Source organism: Pseudomonas canadensis (genome assembly GCF_030980095.1).
Lineage (GTDB): Bacteria > Pseudomonadota > Gammaproteobacteria > Pseudomonadales > Pseudomonadaceae > Aquipseudomonas > Aquipseudomonas canadensis.
In genome coordinates this window covers 490,979-508,871 of sequence record NZ_CP133298.1, presented here as the reverse complement: position 1 = coordinate 508,871, position 17,893 = coordinate 490,979, and the positions used below count along the sequence as shown (strand labels likewise).

Genomic DNA, 17,893 nt, shown 5'->3' with positions numbered 1-17,893 from the left:
TTAGTCTGCATGCAGGCGGGTTGCGCCTGAAAAAAGTGTGCCTCCTGCCCGGGCAGGAAACAGCTAAAGGGCGGGATTATAGCTTAAAAGCGAAGGGAAGCTGTTAGCGGCAAGCGTCAAGAGGGATCAGCGGAAGATCTCGATGCTGCCGTCCTGACTCTGGCGGTAAATGGTGTAGGGCAAGAAAAATGTATCCAGGACAGCGGATACGGGCACATCGAGAAAAGGCCATGGAACATCGTTCAAGGAGACCCAACTTCCAGAGTTCGGCGGCGCATGCAGCACGCACAAGTCATAAGCCACTCCGCTGTAAACGCGCGGAACCGACTGGCAATAGGTTTTTTTCGCTTTGAGCGACTGGACTGTAGCACTGTCTTCACGCAGCACCGTGGTCATGGTGCCGCAACCGGCCACCATCAAAGACACACCCAGCAATGCCAATAACCCTGCAACGTTAGACATCATAAATCTCTCCAATCTGTAGAGGGACCAAAAACCTACCACCGCACCCAGCTATTTACAGTCACCCGACAACGTAACGTTGCGTAGGAAACGTCCCATATGCCTGACGTGTCAGAAATTCGGTAAACGAGGGAGGCAGCCGTTAAACTCGCGTTTTTTTTGCGCCTACGCTCCTTACCACGCGTCGCGCCACTGATCCGGCCTCTCCATGAACACAATCGCCTCCACTCGCCTTGCCCTATTACTGCTGGGCCTGAACACTCCTGCGCTGGCCGATGATGCCCCGTTGATCCTCGACCCCAGCGTGGTCACCGGCTCACGCAGCGCCAGCCCGACCTTCGACCTGCCCTACTCGGTCGACGGCATCAGCCGTGAGCAGATCAGCGACGGCCAATTGGGCATCAATGCCTCCGAGGCGCTGGCCCGCGTGCCGGGTCTGGTGGTGCAGAACCGCCAGAACTACGCCCAAGACCTACAGATTTCTTCCCGCGGCTTCGGCGCCCGCTCCGCCTTCGGTGTGCGCGGCATCAAGCTGATCGCCGACGGCATTCCCGCCAGCACGCCGGATGGCCAGGGCCAGGCAGCCACGTTCAACCTCGACACCGCTGAACGCATCGAAGTGCTGCGCGGCCCTGCAGCCACCTTGTATGGCAGCAATGCTGGCGGCGTGATCCAGATGTTCTCCCGCGACGGCGAAGGCCCGCCGCGCATTGGCGCCGAAACCCTGGTGGGCAGCGACGGATTGAACAAGAACCACCTGACCGCCGAGGGCGCAGCGAATGGCGCAGGCTTCGTGCTCGACGCCTCGCGCATGGACACCAACGGCTACCGCGACCACAGCAGCGCGCGCCGCGACCAGACCTTCGCCAAGTTGAACTTCCAGCCGGATGACGACAGCAAACTGGCACTGATCTACAGCAGCCTGGAGCAAAACGGCACGCAGGATCCGTTGGGGCAGACCTGGGCGGCGTACAAGGCCGATCCGCGCTCGGTGAGTGCCAATGCACTCACCTACAACACGCGAAAAAGTATCGATCACCAGCAATTGGGGATGAATTACGAGCGCTATATCGGTGATGCGACGTTGCAGGTGAATGGGTATACGGGGCGGCGGAGTGTGATTCAGTATTTGTCGATTCCCAAAGGCACCCCGGCCAACGAACGCGGCGGCGGCGTGGTGCAATTCGACCGCAAGTTCTACGGCGGCAGCGTGCGCTGGATGCAGCCCATCGAAAGTGCACCGGGCGAACTGATGATCATCACCGGCCTGGACTTCGACCAGAGCGAGGACAGTCGCCACGGTTACCAGAACTACAGTGGCAACACCCTCGGCGTGAAAGGCCAACTACGCCGTGATGAAATCGACACCGCCCGCAGCCTCGACCCCTATATCCAGGCCAACTGGGCCCTCGACCGCTGGACTCTGCAAGCCGGGGTCCGCCACAGCACCATGGAGCTGGACGTCGACGACCAATTCCTCAGCAACGGCGATTCCAGCGGTAACAAGACCTATCAAAAAAACACGCCGTCGATGAGCGTGATGTATGCGTTCACACCGCAGCTGCACGGTTATGTCAGTGCCGGCAAAGGCTTCGAAACACCGACCCAGGCGGAATTGGCCTACGCACCGGGCAGCATCGAGGGCTTCAACTTCGGTCTCAAGCCTTCCGAAAGCACCCAGTACGAGGTGGGCTTGAAGGCCCAGCTCAACAACACACGCATCAACGCGGCGGTCTTCCAGATAACCACCGAGGATGAACTGGTGGTCTATCAATCCCTGGGCGGTCGCACCAGCTACCAGAATGCCGGTCGCACCCTGCGCCGCGGCTTCGAACTGGGCGTCGAAAGCCAACTCAGCGAACAGTGGACCGCCAACCTCGCCTACACCCGCCTGCAAGCCACCTACGACAGCGACTTCGTCAGCGGCGGCAGCACTGCCGTCGACAAGGGCAACTACCTGCCCGGCGTGCCGCAAACCACGCTGTTCGCCGAACTCAACTGGAAGCCCCGCGACTGGGTCAGCACCGCCATCGAAGGCCTGTACCGCAGCAAGGTCTATGTCGAAGACACCAACAGCCAGCGTGCCGCGCCGGCCTACAGCGTCTTCAACTGGCGCGCACGTTTTGAGCAGAAGGTCGAACACTGGACCTTCCACCAGACCCTGCGCCTGGACAACTTGCTCGACCGCCAGTACGTCGGCTCGGTGATCGTCGGCGATGGCAACAACCGTTACTACGAAGCCGCTCCTGGCCGCTCGTGGTACGCCGGTGCTGGCGCCGAGTACCAATTCTAAAACCACCTCAAGGCTCATGTGGGAGCTGGCTTGCCTGCGAATGCGTTAGGTCAGCAACAAATGTACTAACTGACACACCCTACTCGCGGGCAAGCCCGCTCCCACATTTTGACCGCGATCAGACCTGAGCTGGCAAGCGCTGATCGATGAGTTTGTACAACGCACTCTCCGATGGCCAGTTACGCATAAACCGCGCACGATCCTTGGCATACGCTGAGGCAAAGCTGGCGTCGGAGGTGTGTTGGCACATGGCATCAAGATCGATCAGCGACCAGCGATCCGTGTCCCAAAACAGGTTGTGCCCCTTGAAATCACCATGGCTGATGCGCTCGCGGATCAGTTCAGCGAACAGGTGATCCAGCGCCCGCAGCTCGTTTTCCGGCGCATCGCCGTTTTCAACGTACGGCGCGAAGCGTTCGATGATGTCTGGACCAGGCAGGTATTCGGTGATCAGGTACGCGCGGCTACGCAACCAGAAGAAGCGTTTTTCCAGTACCGCCAGCGGCTTGGGCGTGGCAATACCGAGGAACGCCAGGCGGTTGCCTTCACGCCAGGAATGCCAGGCGCGACTCGGACGCCAGAAGCGCTTGAGCCAATGGGCGAAACCCTTGATGTTGTAGCGCTTGATCACCAACTGACGCCCAGCCACTTCGACCTTGGCCACGCTGGCAGCACCACCGGTTTTATACAGATGGCCCTTATCCAGCAGCGAATCGGCCTGCTCCAGCACCGGCAGCATCGCCGCCTCTTCTTCGCGACGAATGGCGCGCAAGGCAAAAGCGCCACGCACCACGCTGAACAAGGTGCACTCGCGCCCGACTTTGTTCAAAAAGTCCTTGAGGCGCCAGGCGCTGACCTTGCGCACCTGCTTCTCCAGGGCTTCCAACGGCAGGGCGTGCTCGCCATTGCTCAGCAGGTAGTACACCAGCAGTTCTTCGGTGAACGGTTCGAGATTCTTTGGCAACTGGGCGAAAAACACGCCGAGGTTTTCCAGGACGCGGTTGCGCGACAACGGCTTGCCCGCCTCTTCGACGCGGATCCCGGCGCCATCGATCAGGTACAGCTTGCCGTCCTGGCGCAGCAGGTTGTCCAGGTGCAGGTCTTCCTGCCATAGCCCCCGAGTGTGCATCTGCGCAATTGCGCCCAGCGCTTCGGCCAGCACCGCGGTTTGTTCATCAGCCAACGGCGGCAACCCTTCGACGGCCTGCCAGGCATCGGCCAGGCTTTCGGCGCCCTCGATGAATTCGAACAGCAGCCAACCACCCTCGCCTTCCTGCAAGCCATCGGCCAGCAGCAACGGCGTGGTCAGACCTTGCTCGGCCAGCAGGCGCACGCCGCTGAGCTCTCGCTGAAAGTGCCGTGCCGCCTTGCTGCCCACCAGTAACTTGGCCAACACCGGACGGCCACGCCACACGGCGGCGCCTACATAGCGTTCGCCCGGCAGCACGCGCAACAGGCTCAACAGTTGCAACTGACCTGGGCCCGCCGCATCGGCCAGCTCAAGTGTCAGGGGCAAGTCCGGGGAACGGCCGGCGGTTTTCAGCTCGGACAAACGCATCAACGGTTTTCCTTGTGGCTGCGGCGGACGGTCAATTTCTGTAGCCAAGTGGCGACCAGCGCGCCGTCCTCCGGCTGATCGAGGTAGGCAGCCAGCAGTTGACGCACCTGCTCGTCCGACCACTGCGGCGCACGACGCAACAGAGGCTCCAGGTCCTTGACCCGATCACGCCAGCCGAACAGCAGCGGGCGGGTTTTCTCCAGGTCGATCAACTGCGCGGCATAACCGTCGCCGGTGGCCTGTAGGAAAATATGCTTGGGATAGAAACAGCCATGCACCTGGCCGACACTGTGCAATTGACGCGCAAGCTGACCGCAGGCCAACAGGATCGCGCAGTGCTGCGCATCGCTCAGTTGCGCCCACTGTTCCAGCAGCGAATCCAGGTCATTCCAGCCGTCCAGGGCGCGGGTCAGCAACATGGCACGGTGTTCGCCGTTAACTTTACGCTCGCCGTAGAACGCCGCTTGCAAGGCGGGAATACCGAGCTTGCGATAACGGCTGATATTGCGGAATTCGCGGGAAAAACTCGGCTCGCCAAAAGGGCGGTGCAAGCTGCGCGTCAGGTAATTACTCTGGCGCTTGAGGTAGTAACCCTGACCGTCGAGTTCAAGGCGGAACACGCTGCTCCAGCCACCGCGACTGGTATTGGGTTCATCCACCGCATCCAGTTGTTTGGCCCACAAGGCGTCGAACGTCGCCAGGCCGTGCCGCTCCAACAGCGCACGGTCTTCAGCCGCCAGGAAATCACTCATTCGCGTCCCTCGAAAAACTTCACCACGTGGCGAATCCGCTCTTTATCCGATGCACTCAAGTGCCGGCACTGACGGTACTGCATGTAGAAGCGCAGGCGCTGGGTGGCGGACAGATGATACTTGGCCACCTTGTCCAGGCAGGCCAAGTCTTTGGTGATGCGGTACTTGAGCCAAAACCCACGCCAGAAATCGCCATTGGGGCAATCGATCAGGTACAGGGTGGCCTGGTCATCGATCAGCAGGTTGCGCCACTTCAAATCATTATGGGTAAAACGATGGCCGTGCATCGTGCGCGTGTATTCGGCGAGTTGGCGGCTCACCGCATTGACCCACTTGGGGTCGCTCAGGCGCGCATCGTTGCGCTCGGCCAGCACCGAGAGGTCTTCGGTCCTCGGCAGCTCGCGGGTGATCATCGCCCCGCGGTTGTAGGCCAGGCCTTTGCGCTCCAGCCCCCAGGCCACCACATCGGCGGTGGGAATGCCCCACTTGGCGAAGCGCTTGAGGTTCTGCCATTCGGACTTGACCCGCGGCTTGCCCAAGTAACGCCGCAGGCCCTTGCCGGCGCCGGTGTAGCGCTTGACGTAGTAATTGACCCCGCCGCGCTCCACGCGGATCACCTCCGACAGTGGGTCACGGGTCAGCCGCTCGCCTTGCAGGGCGAATACCGCTTCGAGGCTTCCAAAATCATCCGCCAGGTTGGCGTAAGCAGGCTCCAGGTTCCAACCCGCCATTAGATTGCATCCCCGAGGCGCTGCTTGCGTGCGTAGAGCTTGTCGGCCTTGCGCTGCATCAGGTTCAACGACGCCGATTGCTCGGCCAGAATCTGGCGCAGCGGCTGGCGGAAGTAACCCTTGAGGAAGCGCAGTTTGTCGCGACGGGTCAGGCCAATCTCCAGCGCCGAGTAGTACAGCGCGGAGAGATCCTTGTCGCGCCAGCGCAACGGCAAGTGCGCGCGCAATTGGGCGCGGTGCAGGTCGATCACCGACAGCTTGATGTTCTTCGCATCGATGGGCTTGGCAGTGTCCAGCAGAAAATGGCACAGGTAGCAGTCGCGGTGGTTCACACCACCACGGTGCATGTCGCCGACCATGCGCGCCAGTTCATGGGTGAGCGCATGACGCAACGCAGGCGCCGGAGGCTCGGCCACCCAGTTGATGGTCACGTCTTCCAGGCTGAGGGTCGGCGCCAGCTCTTCGGTGATGATGAACGAGTGCTGGTCCGCCGGGTTACTGCCCTTCTCGCCAAAGGCCACGCCGGTCATGGTCGGCACGCCGAGTGCTTGCAGGCGATGAATCGCCGCCCACTCAAGGCCCGCGCCCAGCACCGGCAGCTTGGCGGTGATCAGGTTCTTGAAGATCTCGCCCCAGCCGATACCACGGTGGATCTTGACGAAATAGGGACGGCCATCCACCACGGTACGCAGGGTGCGACGCGCCGCCAGCTCACGGAATACTTCGCCTTGCAGTTTTTCGACTTCGGCAAAGGCATCAAGCCCGGCCCATAACGTCTGGAACGGTTCGGCAAGAATCAACTTCATCGTTTTGGCTCCGCCAGGATCACATCCGCAGCGTGCTGCGGCATGCTGTAAAGGTCGGCCGTCTCAGCGAAGGCCAAACCATTGCGGCTCCAGGCCGCGCGCCGTGCAGTGTCAGTGAGCATATTCGCCAGGTATTGATTGAGCTGCGCTTGTTCGAACGGCTCATCCAGCACCAGGCCGCTGTCGGCTTCGCCAATGTAGTGGGCATAACCACACACGGCCGAGACCAGCACCGGCAGCCCGGCCACCAGGGCTTCAAGCAATACGGTGCCGGTGTTTTCGTTGTACGCCGGGTGGATCAACAGGTCGGCGCCCAGCAGGAAGCGCGGGATATCACTGCGGCCCTTGAGGAACTGCACGTTGTCCCCCAGCCCCAGCGTAGCGCTTTGCAGTTGGAATACTTTGGGGTCGTCCTGCCCGATTACAAACAGGCGCGTGCGTTTTTTCAGCTCAGACGGCAACGCGGCCAGAGCCTTGAGGCTGCGGTCGACACCCTTGGTCTTGAATCCCGAGCCGATCTGAACCAGCAGTAAATCGTCGTCGCCCAGGTTGAATTCCTTACGGAAACCCTCGCGAATTTCTGCGGCATTCGGCGGCGCGCGGCGGTCCTGGGCAATCCCCGGCGGCAGCAGATGGAAGCGCTCCAGCGGCGTGTCGTAGTGTTTGATAAACAGCGGCTGCTGCACTTCGGAGATCATCAAGACCTCGGTCTTGGCGTTCTTGGCGAACACCGCGCGCTCGTACTCGGCAAAGTGCTTGTAGCGGCCAAAATAGCGGTACAGCGAGTGGCGCAGGTTTTGTGCCTTGTCTTCAAAGCAGCCGTCGGCGGCGTAATACACATCCAGGCCAGGCATTTTATTGAAGCCGATCAGACGGTCCACCGGGCGCTTGGCCAGGTCGGCGGCCATCCAGGCGCTGAGTTTCTCATTGCGCCGATGGTTGAAGAACGCCTTGACCGGTGCCACCAGCACTTCGAAACCGGGCGGGATATCGCCTTCCCAGATCAGCGTGTAGACACGAATCTGGTGGCCGCGCTGCTGGCACTCCAGGGCGATGCGCATGAAGTCGCGCTGCAGGCCACCGAAGGGGAAATATTTGTACAAAACAAAAGCCAGTTGCATCAGTGCAGCTCCTCAGCCAATAACAACGTGCTCAGTCGGCTTGCCACACGCTCAGGGTTCAGGCGCGTGAAGCACAGGGGCGACTCGCGCTTGAGGTCGAACCGACGCAGGTCGTCGGCCGTCGGTTGATAGGTACAGTGTTTTTGCAGGCACGGCGCGCAAGGGAAGTCGCTGGCCAGGTGAATCTGGCCCTTGCCGTAGGCGCCGGTGAGACCGGGGTTGGTCGGGCCGAACAGGGAAATGGTCGGCACATCCAGCGCGGCGGCCAAGTGACCGAGACCGGTGTCCACCGCCACACAGGCACGGGCGCCGGCCAGTACCCGGGCGACACCGGCCAGGTTCAATTTGGGCAGCACTTCGGCGTTTTGCAGGCCTTGGGCCAGGCGTTCGGCGCGGGCTTTTTCGGCAGCGTTGCCCCACGGCAATTTGACATCCACGCCCAGACGCCCCATGCGCTCGGCCAGCTCGCGCCAGTAGGCTTCGGGCCAGTGCTTGGTGTCCCAGGTGGTGCCGTGCAGCAGCAGTACAAACGGCTTTTTCGGCGGCAAGCCCAGGAGCTTTTCAGTGCTCAGGCCGTAGTCGCCCAAGCCCTTGGGCAAGTCATAACCGAGGGCCACGGCGAACAGCTGACGCAAACGCTCCACCGCGTGCTGCCCACGCGCCACGGCGAGGCGGCGGGAATAGAAACGTGCAGCTATCGGCTCACGGGCGGAATTTTTGTCGAAACCCGCGATGGGCGCACGCACGTAGCGGGTCAGCCAGGCGCTTTTCAGCAGTCCCTGGGCGTCGATCACCAGGTCATATTTGGTCGACTGGACTTGCTGCTTGAAGCGCCGCCATTCGCCACTCTTGATGGTCTGCCAGATGTTCTTGCGCCAGCGGCGGATCGCCACCGGGATCACCTTGTCGACCGCCGGGTGCCAGGTGGGAATCTCGGCGAAGCCTTCTTCCACCACCCAGTCGAATCGGATGCCGGGGATCGCCCGCGCCGCGTCGGTCAGGGCCGGCAAGGCATGAATCACATCGCCCAGGGATGAGGTCTTGATTACCAGTACGCGCAAACTATCGGACCTCGACCGCAGAGCCCTGCAACCGCTGCAAGGCTTCATTCACCGGCTGCGGCAGCAACTGGCGCATGCAGTTGTAGTGACCAAAACGGCAGGTGCGATCAAAACACGGGCTGCACTCCAGGCCCAGGCGCACCACTTCGACCTTGTCGGCCAACGGCGGCGTGAAGCCCGGTGATGTGGAGCCGTACACCGCCACCAACGGGCGGTTCAGCGCGGCGGCGACGTGCATCAGCCCGGAGTCGTTGGACACCACCGAATCGGCGCGGGACAGCAGGTCGATGGCTTCGGCGAGCGACGTGTCACCACTGAGGTTGACCGCCTCTTCACGCAGGCCAGGAATCAGGCGCTGGCGAATGTCTTCGCCTACCGGATGGTCCTTCTTCGACCCGAACAGCCACACCTGCCAGCCTTCACGGATCTTGGCCTCGGCAACCTTGGCGTAGTGCTCCGACGGCCAGCGCTTGGACTCGCCAAACTCGGCCCCCGGGCACAGCGCCAGGACCGGACGGTCGAGCTCCAGGCCGAACTTGGCCAGGGCGGCGTCACGGCTTACCGGGTCAATCTGCAAACTCGGACGCGGATACGGCGTGGGCAACTCGGCGCCCGGCTCGTAGGCCAGGGCCATGAAACGCTCGATCATCAACGGGTAGCGAGCTTTGTCCAGGGTACGCACGTCATTGAGCAGCACGTAACGGAACTCGCCACGCCAGCCGGTGCGTTTGGGGATGCCAGCAAAATAGGGCACCAACGCCGACTTGAGCGAATTGGGCAGCAGGATCGCCTGGTCGTATTCACCCGCCAGGGATTTACCGATACGACGGCGGGTCGCCAGCTCCAGAGCGCCATGGCCGAGCGGAAAGCTCAGGGCCTTGCGCACTTCGGGCATGCGTTCGAGGATCGGCCGGCTCCACTCAGGGGCAAGTACGTCGATCTGGCAGTCCGGGTAGCGCATACGCAGGCACTGGAACAGTGTCTGCGCCATCACCATGTCACCGACCCAACTGGGCCCAACGATCAGAATATTCATGTAGTTTCCACAAACGATGCGGGGAGGCTTATGCCTCCCCGCATCGAAATTTTCTGTAGGAGACGAACAATTGCAGGAGCTGGCTTGCCAGCGATAACGTCCGAAAGATCTCCATGGATTCCAAGGGCCTCATCGCCGGCAAGCCGGCTCCTACAGTTGACTCAACTTAACCCCAGTTCTTTCCAGATTCGCATCACCTGGCGCCGTTCGTCGGCGAACTGATCCCCGGCCACCGTGCCCGCCTCGTTTTGCAAGGCCTGGCGGTGTGCGGCGGAACGGTAGGCCTTATACACCTCACGCAGCAGGTGGGCATCGGCCGCGGGCATCAAGCCCACCTGCTCCAGGCCTTCCAGAATGCGGATATTGTCGGTGTAGCGCAGCAACGATGGATGTTGCGCAGACCACGCCAAAGCCGCGTATTGCACCATAAATTCAATATCGACGATACCTCCGGCGTCCTGCTTGAGGTCGAACGCCGCCGTGGCCTCGAAGGCATTGGCGCCAGTGCCGGCCGCCGTGGTCTTGGTGCCCAGGTTGTCGCGCATCTTGGCACGCATCTCGCTGACCTCCTGGCGCAGCTTCGCCAGGTCGCGTTCCTGCCCCAACACTTTAGCCCGTACCTGCTCGAATGCCTGGCCCACATCCTGGCTGCCCACCAGTACCCGCGCGCGGATCAGCGCCTGATGCTCCCAAGTCCAGGCTTCATTTTGTTGATAGCGGTCAAACGCCCCCAGCGAACTCACCAGCAAACCGGACGCGCCGGAAGGCCGCAGGCGCATGTCGACTTCGTACAACTGGCCGGAGTTGGTCTGCGTGGTCAGCAAGTGAATGATGCGCTGGCCCAGGCGCGTAAAGAACTGCGCCCCGTCGATCGGCTTGGCGCCATCGGTTTCCGCTTGTGGATCGCCATCGTGGATAAACACCAGGTCCAGGTCCGAACCATGCCCCAGTTCGATCCCGCCGACTTTCCCATAACCGACAATGATGAACCCAGGATCGCACAGGGTGCCGTCCACGCGTTGCGGCGAGCCATGGCGCGCCACGGTCTGGCGCCAGGCCAAGGCCAATACTTGTTCGAGGATGGCCTCGGCAAGCCAGGTGAGGTAGTCGCTGACTTTCATCAGCGGCAGGCTGCCGGCGATTTCCGAAGCGGCCACGCGCAGGCGGTGGGCCAGCTTGAAGTGGCGCAGGGCTTCCATCTGTTGCTCCAGGTCGTCCTCCGGGATGCGCGTCAGGCGCTCGCGCAGCTCGGCAGCCAGCTCCGGCGCCAACGGTGGCTTGAACAGGCGGCCTTCGTTGAGCAATTCATCGAGCAACAGCGGGAAGCGTGTGATCTGCTCGGCGATCCACGGGCTGGCGGCGCACAGGGTTAACAGCCGACGCAGGGCGTCGGGGTTTTCCGTGAGCAGCACCAGATAAGCGGAACGCCGGGCGACGGCTTCCACCAGCGGCAGCACGCGCTCCAGCACTAGGTCCGGGTTGGCATGTTCAACAGCTTGGGCGAGTAGGCGCGGAATAAAGGCATCCAGCCGTTCGCGCCCCAGGCGCTGCATGGCGCGCAGTTGCGGGCTGCCGCGCAGGCCGGCCAGGGCCTTGAGGGCCTTGGGCGCATCGGTGAAACCGCCTTCGGCCAGTTGGCGGCAGGCTGCGTCTTCGTCTTGGGACTCTTCCCACAGCGGCAACCACTCACCGCCCACGACCAATTCGCTTTCTTCGCCCTCTTCTTCGTCCGGATCGGCAATCACTTGGCGGAAGTGCCAGTCCACCCGACCGCGCCAGTACATCAGGCGTTCGTGGAAGGCGGCCCAGTCGGCAAAGCCCAACATAAAGGCTATGCGCGCCTGGTCTTCCGGGCTGTCTGGAAGCATTTGCGTCTGCCGGTCGGCAATCGCCTGGATCGCGTGTTCGGTGTAACGCAGGAATTCGTAGCCATTGCGCAATTCGGCGATCACCGTCGGAGGCAAGTAGCCCTGGCCTTCCAGCGTACCGAGTACCTTGAGCAACGGGCGCTGTTGCAGGCTCAGGTCACGTCCGCCGTGGATCAGTTGGAAGGCCTGGGCGATGAATTCCACTTCGCGGATCCCGCCCGAGCCCAGCTTGATATTGTCGGCCATGCCCTTGCGCCGCACTTCCTGCTGGATCAGCTGCTTCATGGTGCGCAGCGCCTCGATGGCGGAAAAATCCAGGTAGCGGCGGTAGACGAACGGTCGGAGCATGTCGAGCAGTTGCGCACCGGCCACTTGGTCGCCGGCAACAACCCGCGCCTTGATCATGGCGTAGCGTTCCCAATCGCGGCCCTGGTCCTGATAGTACTGCTCCAGCGCATTGAAGCTGAGCACCAGCGCGCCGGCCGAACCGTAGGGGCGCAGGCGCATGTCGACACGGAACACAAAACCATCGACGGTCATTGGATCGAGGGCCTTGATCAGTTTTTGACCAAGACGAATAAAGAATTCCTGGTTGTCCAGGGAGCGTTTGACGCCGACGGTTTCACCGCCCTCGGGGTAGGCGAAGATCAGGTCGATATCCGACGACAGGTTCAGCTCCACCGCGCCGAGCTTGCCCATGCCGAGGATGACCATGTGCTGCGGCTCGCCGCTGCGCCGGCTAGTGGGCGTGCCGAATTGCACGCAGTGGCGCTGGTACAGCCATTGGTAGGCTTGGTCGATGCTGGCGTCAGCCATGTCGGAGAGGTCGCGGCAGGTTTGCACCAGGTCGGCCTGGCGGGTCAGGTCGCGCCAGATGATGCGCACTTGCTGGCGCGTACGCTGGCGACGCAGCACACGGCCCAGCTCATCTTCTGTTTCGGCTTGTTGCACGGCGCCAGCAATCTGCCCGCACAGCTCACCAGGGGCAAAACCACGGTCCAGCTCGCCCCAGGCCACGAGTTCGAGCAACATCAAAGGGTCACGAACACTCTGTTCAATGACGAAATCACTCGCCGCGCACACGCGGGCGAAGTCGGCCCACCGTTGCGGCGTCCACGCGGAAAGTCCATGATCGTCGTCCAGCGCGGCCACTGCGTCACGAAATGACTGCTCGGCCCGCTGGGCTTTTGGCAAGAGAATGGCCGGGAGTTCGGCGAGTGTTGGAAGGCTCATGGTCTATCCTTGATCGGCGCGTAAATGGCCTGTTGCTGTGAACGCAAGAACCACGCTCTATGAAGGACTGTCGAACAAAGGTTAGAAATAGCTGAAATTAATTTCATTTTGGCAGCCAACATCAAACATTCACCTTTTCTTGTTCGCAAAAGATCAACAATAACGATTATGCTCACCAGCCAGACCGAGCCATACGCTCAGTCTTGTGTAGTTTTACTACTCGTATATACATTCGAAAGGCTGAAATGGCCGACGATTTGTAGTAAAACTACAGGACGCCGAAGCAACCTTCGGCCATCCAAGAATTTATGTCGTCTGCCCACAAGGCCAGTCGCAAACTTCAGGCAACCGATTCTGGTAGCCTTTCCGCCCTGGAGCAAGCCATGCAAGACCTCGATCCCGTCGAAACCCAGGAATGGCTGGACGCCCTGGAATCGGTTCTCGACAAAGAAGGCGAAGACCGTGCTCACTACCTGATGACCCGTATGGGCGAACTCGCGACCCGCAGCGGCTCGCAACTGCCTTACGCCATCACTACGCCATACCGCAACACCATCCCCGTTACCCACGAAGCACGCATGCCTGGCGACCTGTTCATGGAACGCCGCATTCGCTCGCTGGTACGTTGGAACGCCATGGCGATGGTAATGCGCACGAACTTGAAAGATTCGGACCTGGGCGGTCACATCTCCAGCTTCGCTTCCAGCGCAACCCTGTATGACATCGGCTTCAACTACTTCTTCCAGGCCCCGACCGACGAACACGGCGGCGACCTGATCTACTTCCAGGGCCACACTTCTCCAGGCGTTTACGCCCGTGCGTTCATGGAAGGCCGCATCACCGAAGAACACATGAACAACTTCCGCCAGGAAGTGGACGGTAACGGCCTGTCGTCGTACCCGCACCCTTGGCTGATGCCTGAATTCTGGCAGTTCCCGACCGTTTCCATGGGTCTGGGCCCAATCCAGGCGATCTACCAGGCACGTTTCATGAAGTACCTGGAAGCCCGTGGCTTCATCCCTGAAGGCAAGCAGAAAGTCTGGTGCTTCCTGGGCGACGGCGAGTGTGACGAGCCAGAATCCCTGGGCGCCATCTCCCTGGCCGGCCGCGAGAAGCTGGACAACCTGATCTTCGTCATCAACTGCAACCTGCAGCGCCTCGACGGCCCGGTTCGCGGCAACGGCAAGATCATCCAGGAACTCGAAGGCGTGTTCCGCGGTGCTCAGTGGAACGTGACCAAAGTCATCTGGGGCCGCTTCTGGGACCCACTGCTGGCCAAAGACGTCGACGGCATCCTGCAACGTCGCATGGACGAAGTCATCGACGGCGAGTACCAGAACTACAAAGCCAAAGACGGCGCGTTCGTGCGTGAACACTTCTTCAACACGCCTGAACTCAAGGCAATGGTTGCAGACCTGTCCGACGACGAGATCTGGAAACTCAACCGTGGCGGCCACGACCCGTACAAGGTCTACGCGGCGTACCACGAAGCGGTCAACCACAAAGAACAACCGACCGTCATCCTGGCCAAGACCATCAAGGGTTATGGCACCGGTGCCGGCGAAGCGAAGAACACTGCGCACAACACCAAGAAAGTCGATGTCGACAGCCTGAAGTTGTTCCGCGACCGCTTCGACATCCCGGTCAAGGACGAAGAGCTGGAGAACCTGCCGTTCTTCAAGCCGGAGCCGAACAGCGCCGAAGCCCGTTACCTGGCCGAGCGCCGCGCCGCACTGGGTGGTTTCGTGCCGCAGCGCCGCGCCAACAGCTTCAGCGTACCGACGCCAGACCTGAGCACCCTCAAGGCTATCCTCGACGGCTCGGGCGACCGTGAAATTTCCACCACCATGGCTTTCGTGCGCATCCTGGCGCAGCTGGTCAAGGACAAGGACATCGGCCCGCGCATCGTTCCGATCATCCCGGACGAAGCCCGTACCTTCGGTATGGAAGGCATGTTCCGTCAGTTGGGCATCTACTCCTCCGTCGGCCAGCTCTACGAGCCAGTCGATAAAGACCAAGTGATGTTCTACAAGGAAGACAAGAAGGGCCAGATCCTCGAAGAAGGCATCAACGAAGCGGGCGCAATGAGCTCCTTCATCGCTGCTGGTACTTCGTACTCCAGCCACAACCAGCCGATGCTGCCGTTCTACATCTTCTACTCGATGTTCGGCTTCCAGCGCATTGGCGACCTGGCCTGGGCTGCAGGCGACAGCCGTACCCGTGGCTTCCTGATCGGCGGCACCGCCGGCCGGACCACGCTGAACGGCGAAGGCCTGCAACACGAAGACGGTCACAGCCACATCCTGGCTGCCACCATCCCGAACTGCCGCACCTTTGATCCAACCTACGGCTACGAGCTGGCGGTGATCATCCAGGACGGCATGAAGAAGATGACCGAAGAGCAGCAGGACGTTTTCTACTACATCACCGTGATGAACGAGTCCTACCAGCAGCCAGCCATGCCGGCCGGTGTCGAGGAAGGCATCATCAAGGGCATGTACCTGCTCGAAGAGGACACCAAGGAAGCGGCGCACCACGTACAGCTGATGGGCTCCGGCACCATCCTGCGCGAAGTGCGTGAAGCGGCGAAGATCCTGCGTGACGAGTTCAATGTTGGCGCTGACGTGTGGAGCGTGACCAGCTTCAACGAACTGCGTCGCGATGGCCTGGCCGTAGAGCGTCACAACCGTCTGCACCCTGGCCAGAAGCCACAGCGCACCTTCGTCGAAGAATGCCTGACTGGCCGTAAAGGCCCGGTGATCGCATCGACCGACTACATGAAACTGTTTGCTGAACAAATTCGCCAGTGGGTCCCGTCCAAGGAATTCAAAGTCCTGGGCACCGACGGTTTCGGCCGCAGTGACAGCCGCAAGAAGCTGCGTCACTTCTTCGAAGTTGACCGTCACTTCGTGGTGTTGGCAGCCCTGGAAGCCTTGGCTGACCGTGGTGAGATCGAACCTAAGGTGGTGGCTGACGCTATCGTCAAGTTCGGGATCAACCCGGAAAAACGCAACCCACTGGACTGCTGAGGAGATTTTTTGTGAGCGAACTCATTCGCGTACCTGACATCGGCAGCGGTGAAGGTGAAGTAATCGAGCTGTTTGTGAAGGTCGGCGACACCGTCGAAGCCGACCAGAGCATCCTGACCCTGGAGTCGGACAAGGCGAGCATGGAAATCCCTGCTCCCAAGGCCGGCGTGGTCAAGAGCCTGAAAGTGAAGCTGGGCGACCGCCTGAAAGAAGGCGACGAACTGCTGGAACTGGAAATCGAAGGTGCCGCTGATGCGGCCCCTGCGGCGGCTCCTGCTGCCGCTGCTGCCCCTGCCCCTGCTGCTGAAAAGCCTGCTGCTGCCGAGGCCGCTCCGGCCCCGGCTGCCGCACCTGCCGCCGCCAGCGTCCAGGACATTCATGTCCCGGACATCGGTTCGTCGGGCAAGGCCAAGATCATCGAGCTGCTGGTCAAAGTCGGCGACACCGTCGAAGCCGACCAGTCGCTGATCACCCTGGAGTCCGACAAGGCCTCCATGGAAATCCCTTCGCCGGCTGCCGGCGTGGTGGAAAGCATCGCGGTCAAGCTGGAAGACGAAGTCGGCACTGGCGACTTCATCCTCAAGCTGAAAGTACAAGGCGCTGCACCTGCTGCCGCGCCAGCACCAGCGGCCGCTCCGGCTGCCAAGGCTGAATCGGCTCCGGCTCCGGCTGCTGCCGCCCCTGCGCCTGCTGCCAAAGCCGAGGCTGCTCCGGCCCCTGCTGCTGCCGCTCCAGCGCCAAGCGGCGCCAAGGTGCACGCCGGCCCTGCCGTGCGTCAACTGGCCCGTGAGTTCGGCGTTGAGCTGAACGCTGTGTCGGCCACCGGCCCTCACGGTCGCGTGCTGAAGGAAGACGTGCAGGTCTACGTCAAGGCCATGATGCAGAAAGCCAAGGAAGCTCCGGCTGCCGGCGGCGCTACCGGTGGTTCGGGCATTCCGCCGATCCGTACCGTGGACTTCAGCCGCTTCGGTGAAATCGAAGAAGTGCCGATGACCCGCCTGATGCAAATCGGCGCGGCCGGTCTGCACGCCAGTTGGCTGAACATCCCGCACGTGACTCAGTTCGACCAGGCCGACATCACCGACCTGGAAGCTTTCCGCGTTGCGCAGAAAGCCGTGGCCGAAAAGGCCGGCGTGAAACTGACCGTGCTGCCGCTGCTGCTCAAGGCCTGCGCGCACCTGCTCAAAGAGCTGCCGGACTTCAACGCCTCGCTGGCGCCAAGCGGCAAGGCGATCATCCGCAAGAAGTACGTGCATATCGGTTTTGCGGTCGACACCCCGGACGGCCTGCTGGTACCGGTCATCAAGAACGTCGACCAGAAGAGCCTGCTGCAACTCGCTGCGGAAGCCGCTGCACTGGCTGCCAAGGCCCGCGACAAGAAGCTCACCCCGGACGACATGCAGGGCGCGTGCTTCACCATCTCCAGCCTCGGTCACATTGGCGGCACTGGCTTCACGCCAATCGTCAACGCGCCGGAAGTGGCGATCCTGGGCGTGTCCAAGGCAACCATCCAGCCTGTGTGGGACGGTAAAGCGTTCCAGCCGAAGCTGATGCTGCCACTGTCGCTGTCCTACGATCACCGTGTGATCAACGGCGCTGCTGCTGCTCGCTTCACCCAGCGTCTGAGCCAACTGCTGAACGACATCCGTACCATCCTGCTATAAGCAGGAACAGGCCTCCCGCTCACCCGGGAGGCCTGGTTGCACCGATTTTCGAGCGCCACGCTCGTACCTCAACCCCGCCACTTGGCGGGGCTTTTTTTGCCGGTTTGTTGAACAATAAAAACAGGCTTGTACACCTTCCATCACCCCGATTGCAGAAATCCCTCTCGCGGCCGATACCCCCCTTATAGCACTTAGCCTTCATCCTCTCTTGTCAGCCCGCGCCGCATGATGCAACCTTGCCGCAGGCAACAGAAAAGAGGGCGTGAGCCCGGCGCCGTG

Annotated in this window: 12 protein-coding genes; 3 read left to right on the top strand and 9 right to left on the bottom strand. The window is 61.4% G+C overall.

The features are described 5' to 3' along the window. Positions 1–126 precede the first annotated feature (126 nt). A complete protein-coding gene (locus RB216_RS02250) occupies positions 127–465 on the bottom strand; it encodes a YceK/YidQ family lipoprotein (protein WP_122730539.1) in 339 nt (112 codons plus the stop codon). A gap of 205 nt (positions 466–670) precedes the next feature. Between RB216_RS02250 and RB216_RS02245 the strand changes: the two genes are divergently transcribed. Further along, entirely contained in the window at positions 671–2,755 is a 2,085-nt protein-coding gene (locus RB216_RS02245) for a TonB-dependent receptor family protein (protein WP_308908274.1), read from the top strand. 118 nt (positions 2,756–2,873) lie between these two features. On the opposite strand, the gene RB216_RS02240 is transcribed toward RB216_RS02245, so the two are convergent. The 8 genes from RB216_RS02240 to glnE form a co-directional block, all read right to left on the bottom strand. Continuing rightward, complete coding sequence (locus tag RB216_RS02240) at positions 2,874–4,313, bottom strand: lipopolysaccharide kinase InaA family protein (RefSeq protein WP_308908273.1); 1,440 nt, start codon at positions 4,311–4,313, stop codon at positions 2,874–2,876. Next, positions 4,313–5,065 (bottom strand): lipopolysaccharide kinase InaA family protein, encoded by a 753-nt coding sequence (locus RB216_RS02235; RefSeq protein ID WP_308908272.1) that lies wholly within the window; start codon positions 5,063–5,065, stop codon positions 4,313–4,315. Before RB216_RS02235 ends, RB216_RS02240 begins: the two co-directional genes overlap by 1 nt. Next, complete coding sequence (locus tag RB216_RS02230; RefSeq protein WP_028615472.1) at positions 5,062–5,796, bottom strand: lipopolysaccharide kinase InaA family protein; 735 nt, start codon at positions 5,794–5,796, stop codon at positions 5,062–5,064. The genes RB216_RS02235 and RB216_RS02230 overlap by 4 nt, the downstream gene beginning before the upstream one ends. Continuing rightward, entirely contained in the window at positions 5,796–6,602 is an 807-nt protein-coding gene (rfaP, locus tag RB216_RS02225) for a lipopolysaccharide core heptose(I) kinase RfaP (RefSeq protein ID WP_068932718.1), read from the bottom strand. The genes RB216_RS02230 and rfaP overlap by 1 nt, the downstream gene beginning before the upstream one ends. After that, a complete protein-coding gene (locus RB216_RS02220; RefSeq protein WP_308908271.1) occupies positions 6,599–7,723 on the bottom strand; it encodes a glycosyltransferase family 4 protein in 1,125 nt (374 codons plus the stop codon). The genes rfaP and RB216_RS02220 overlap by 4 nt, the downstream gene beginning before the upstream one ends. Next, positions 7,723–8,784: a lipopolysaccharide heptosyltransferase I gene (waaC, locus tag RB216_RS02215; RefSeq protein WP_028615469.1), complete on the bottom strand. Its 1,062-nt coding sequence runs from the start codon at positions 8,782–8,784 to the stop codon at positions 7,723–7,725. The genes RB216_RS02220 and waaC overlap by 1 nt, the downstream gene beginning before the upstream one ends. 1 nt (position 8,785) lies before the next feature. Further along, the gene (gene waaF, locus RB216_RS02210; RefSeq protein ID WP_308908270.1) at positions 8,786–9,820 is read right to left on the bottom strand and encodes a lipopolysaccharide heptosyltransferase II; all 1,035 of its coding nucleotides are present in this window, start codon (positions 9,818–9,820) and stop codon (positions 8,786–8,788) included. A gap of 161 nt (positions 9,821–9,981) precedes the next feature. Further along, positions 9,982–12,921 carry a bifunctional [glutamate--ammonia ligase]-adenylyl-L-tyrosine phosphorylase/[glutamate--ammonia-ligase] adenylyltransferase gene (gene glnE / locus RB216_RS02205; protein ID WP_308908269.1) on the bottom strand — a complete coding sequence of 980 codons (2,940 nt, stop codon included), beginning with the start codon at positions 12,919–12,921 and terminating at the stop codon, positions 9,982–9,984. Positions 12,922–13,304: 383 nt separating this feature from the next. Between glnE and aceE the strand changes: the two genes are divergently transcribed. Then, entirely contained in the window at positions 13,305–15,950 is a 2,646-nt protein-coding gene (aceE, locus tag RB216_RS02200) for a pyruvate dehydrogenase (acetyl-transferring), homodimeric type (protein ID WP_028615466.1), read from the top strand. Between the two features lie 11 nt (positions 15,951–15,961). After that, positions 15,962–17,614, top strand: a complete 1,653-nt coding sequence (gene aceF, locus RB216_RS02195; protein WP_122685811.1) for a dihydrolipoyllysine-residue acetyltransferase — start codon at positions 15,962–15,964, stop codon at positions 17,612–17,614. Positions 17,615–17,893 lie beyond the last annotated feature (279 nt).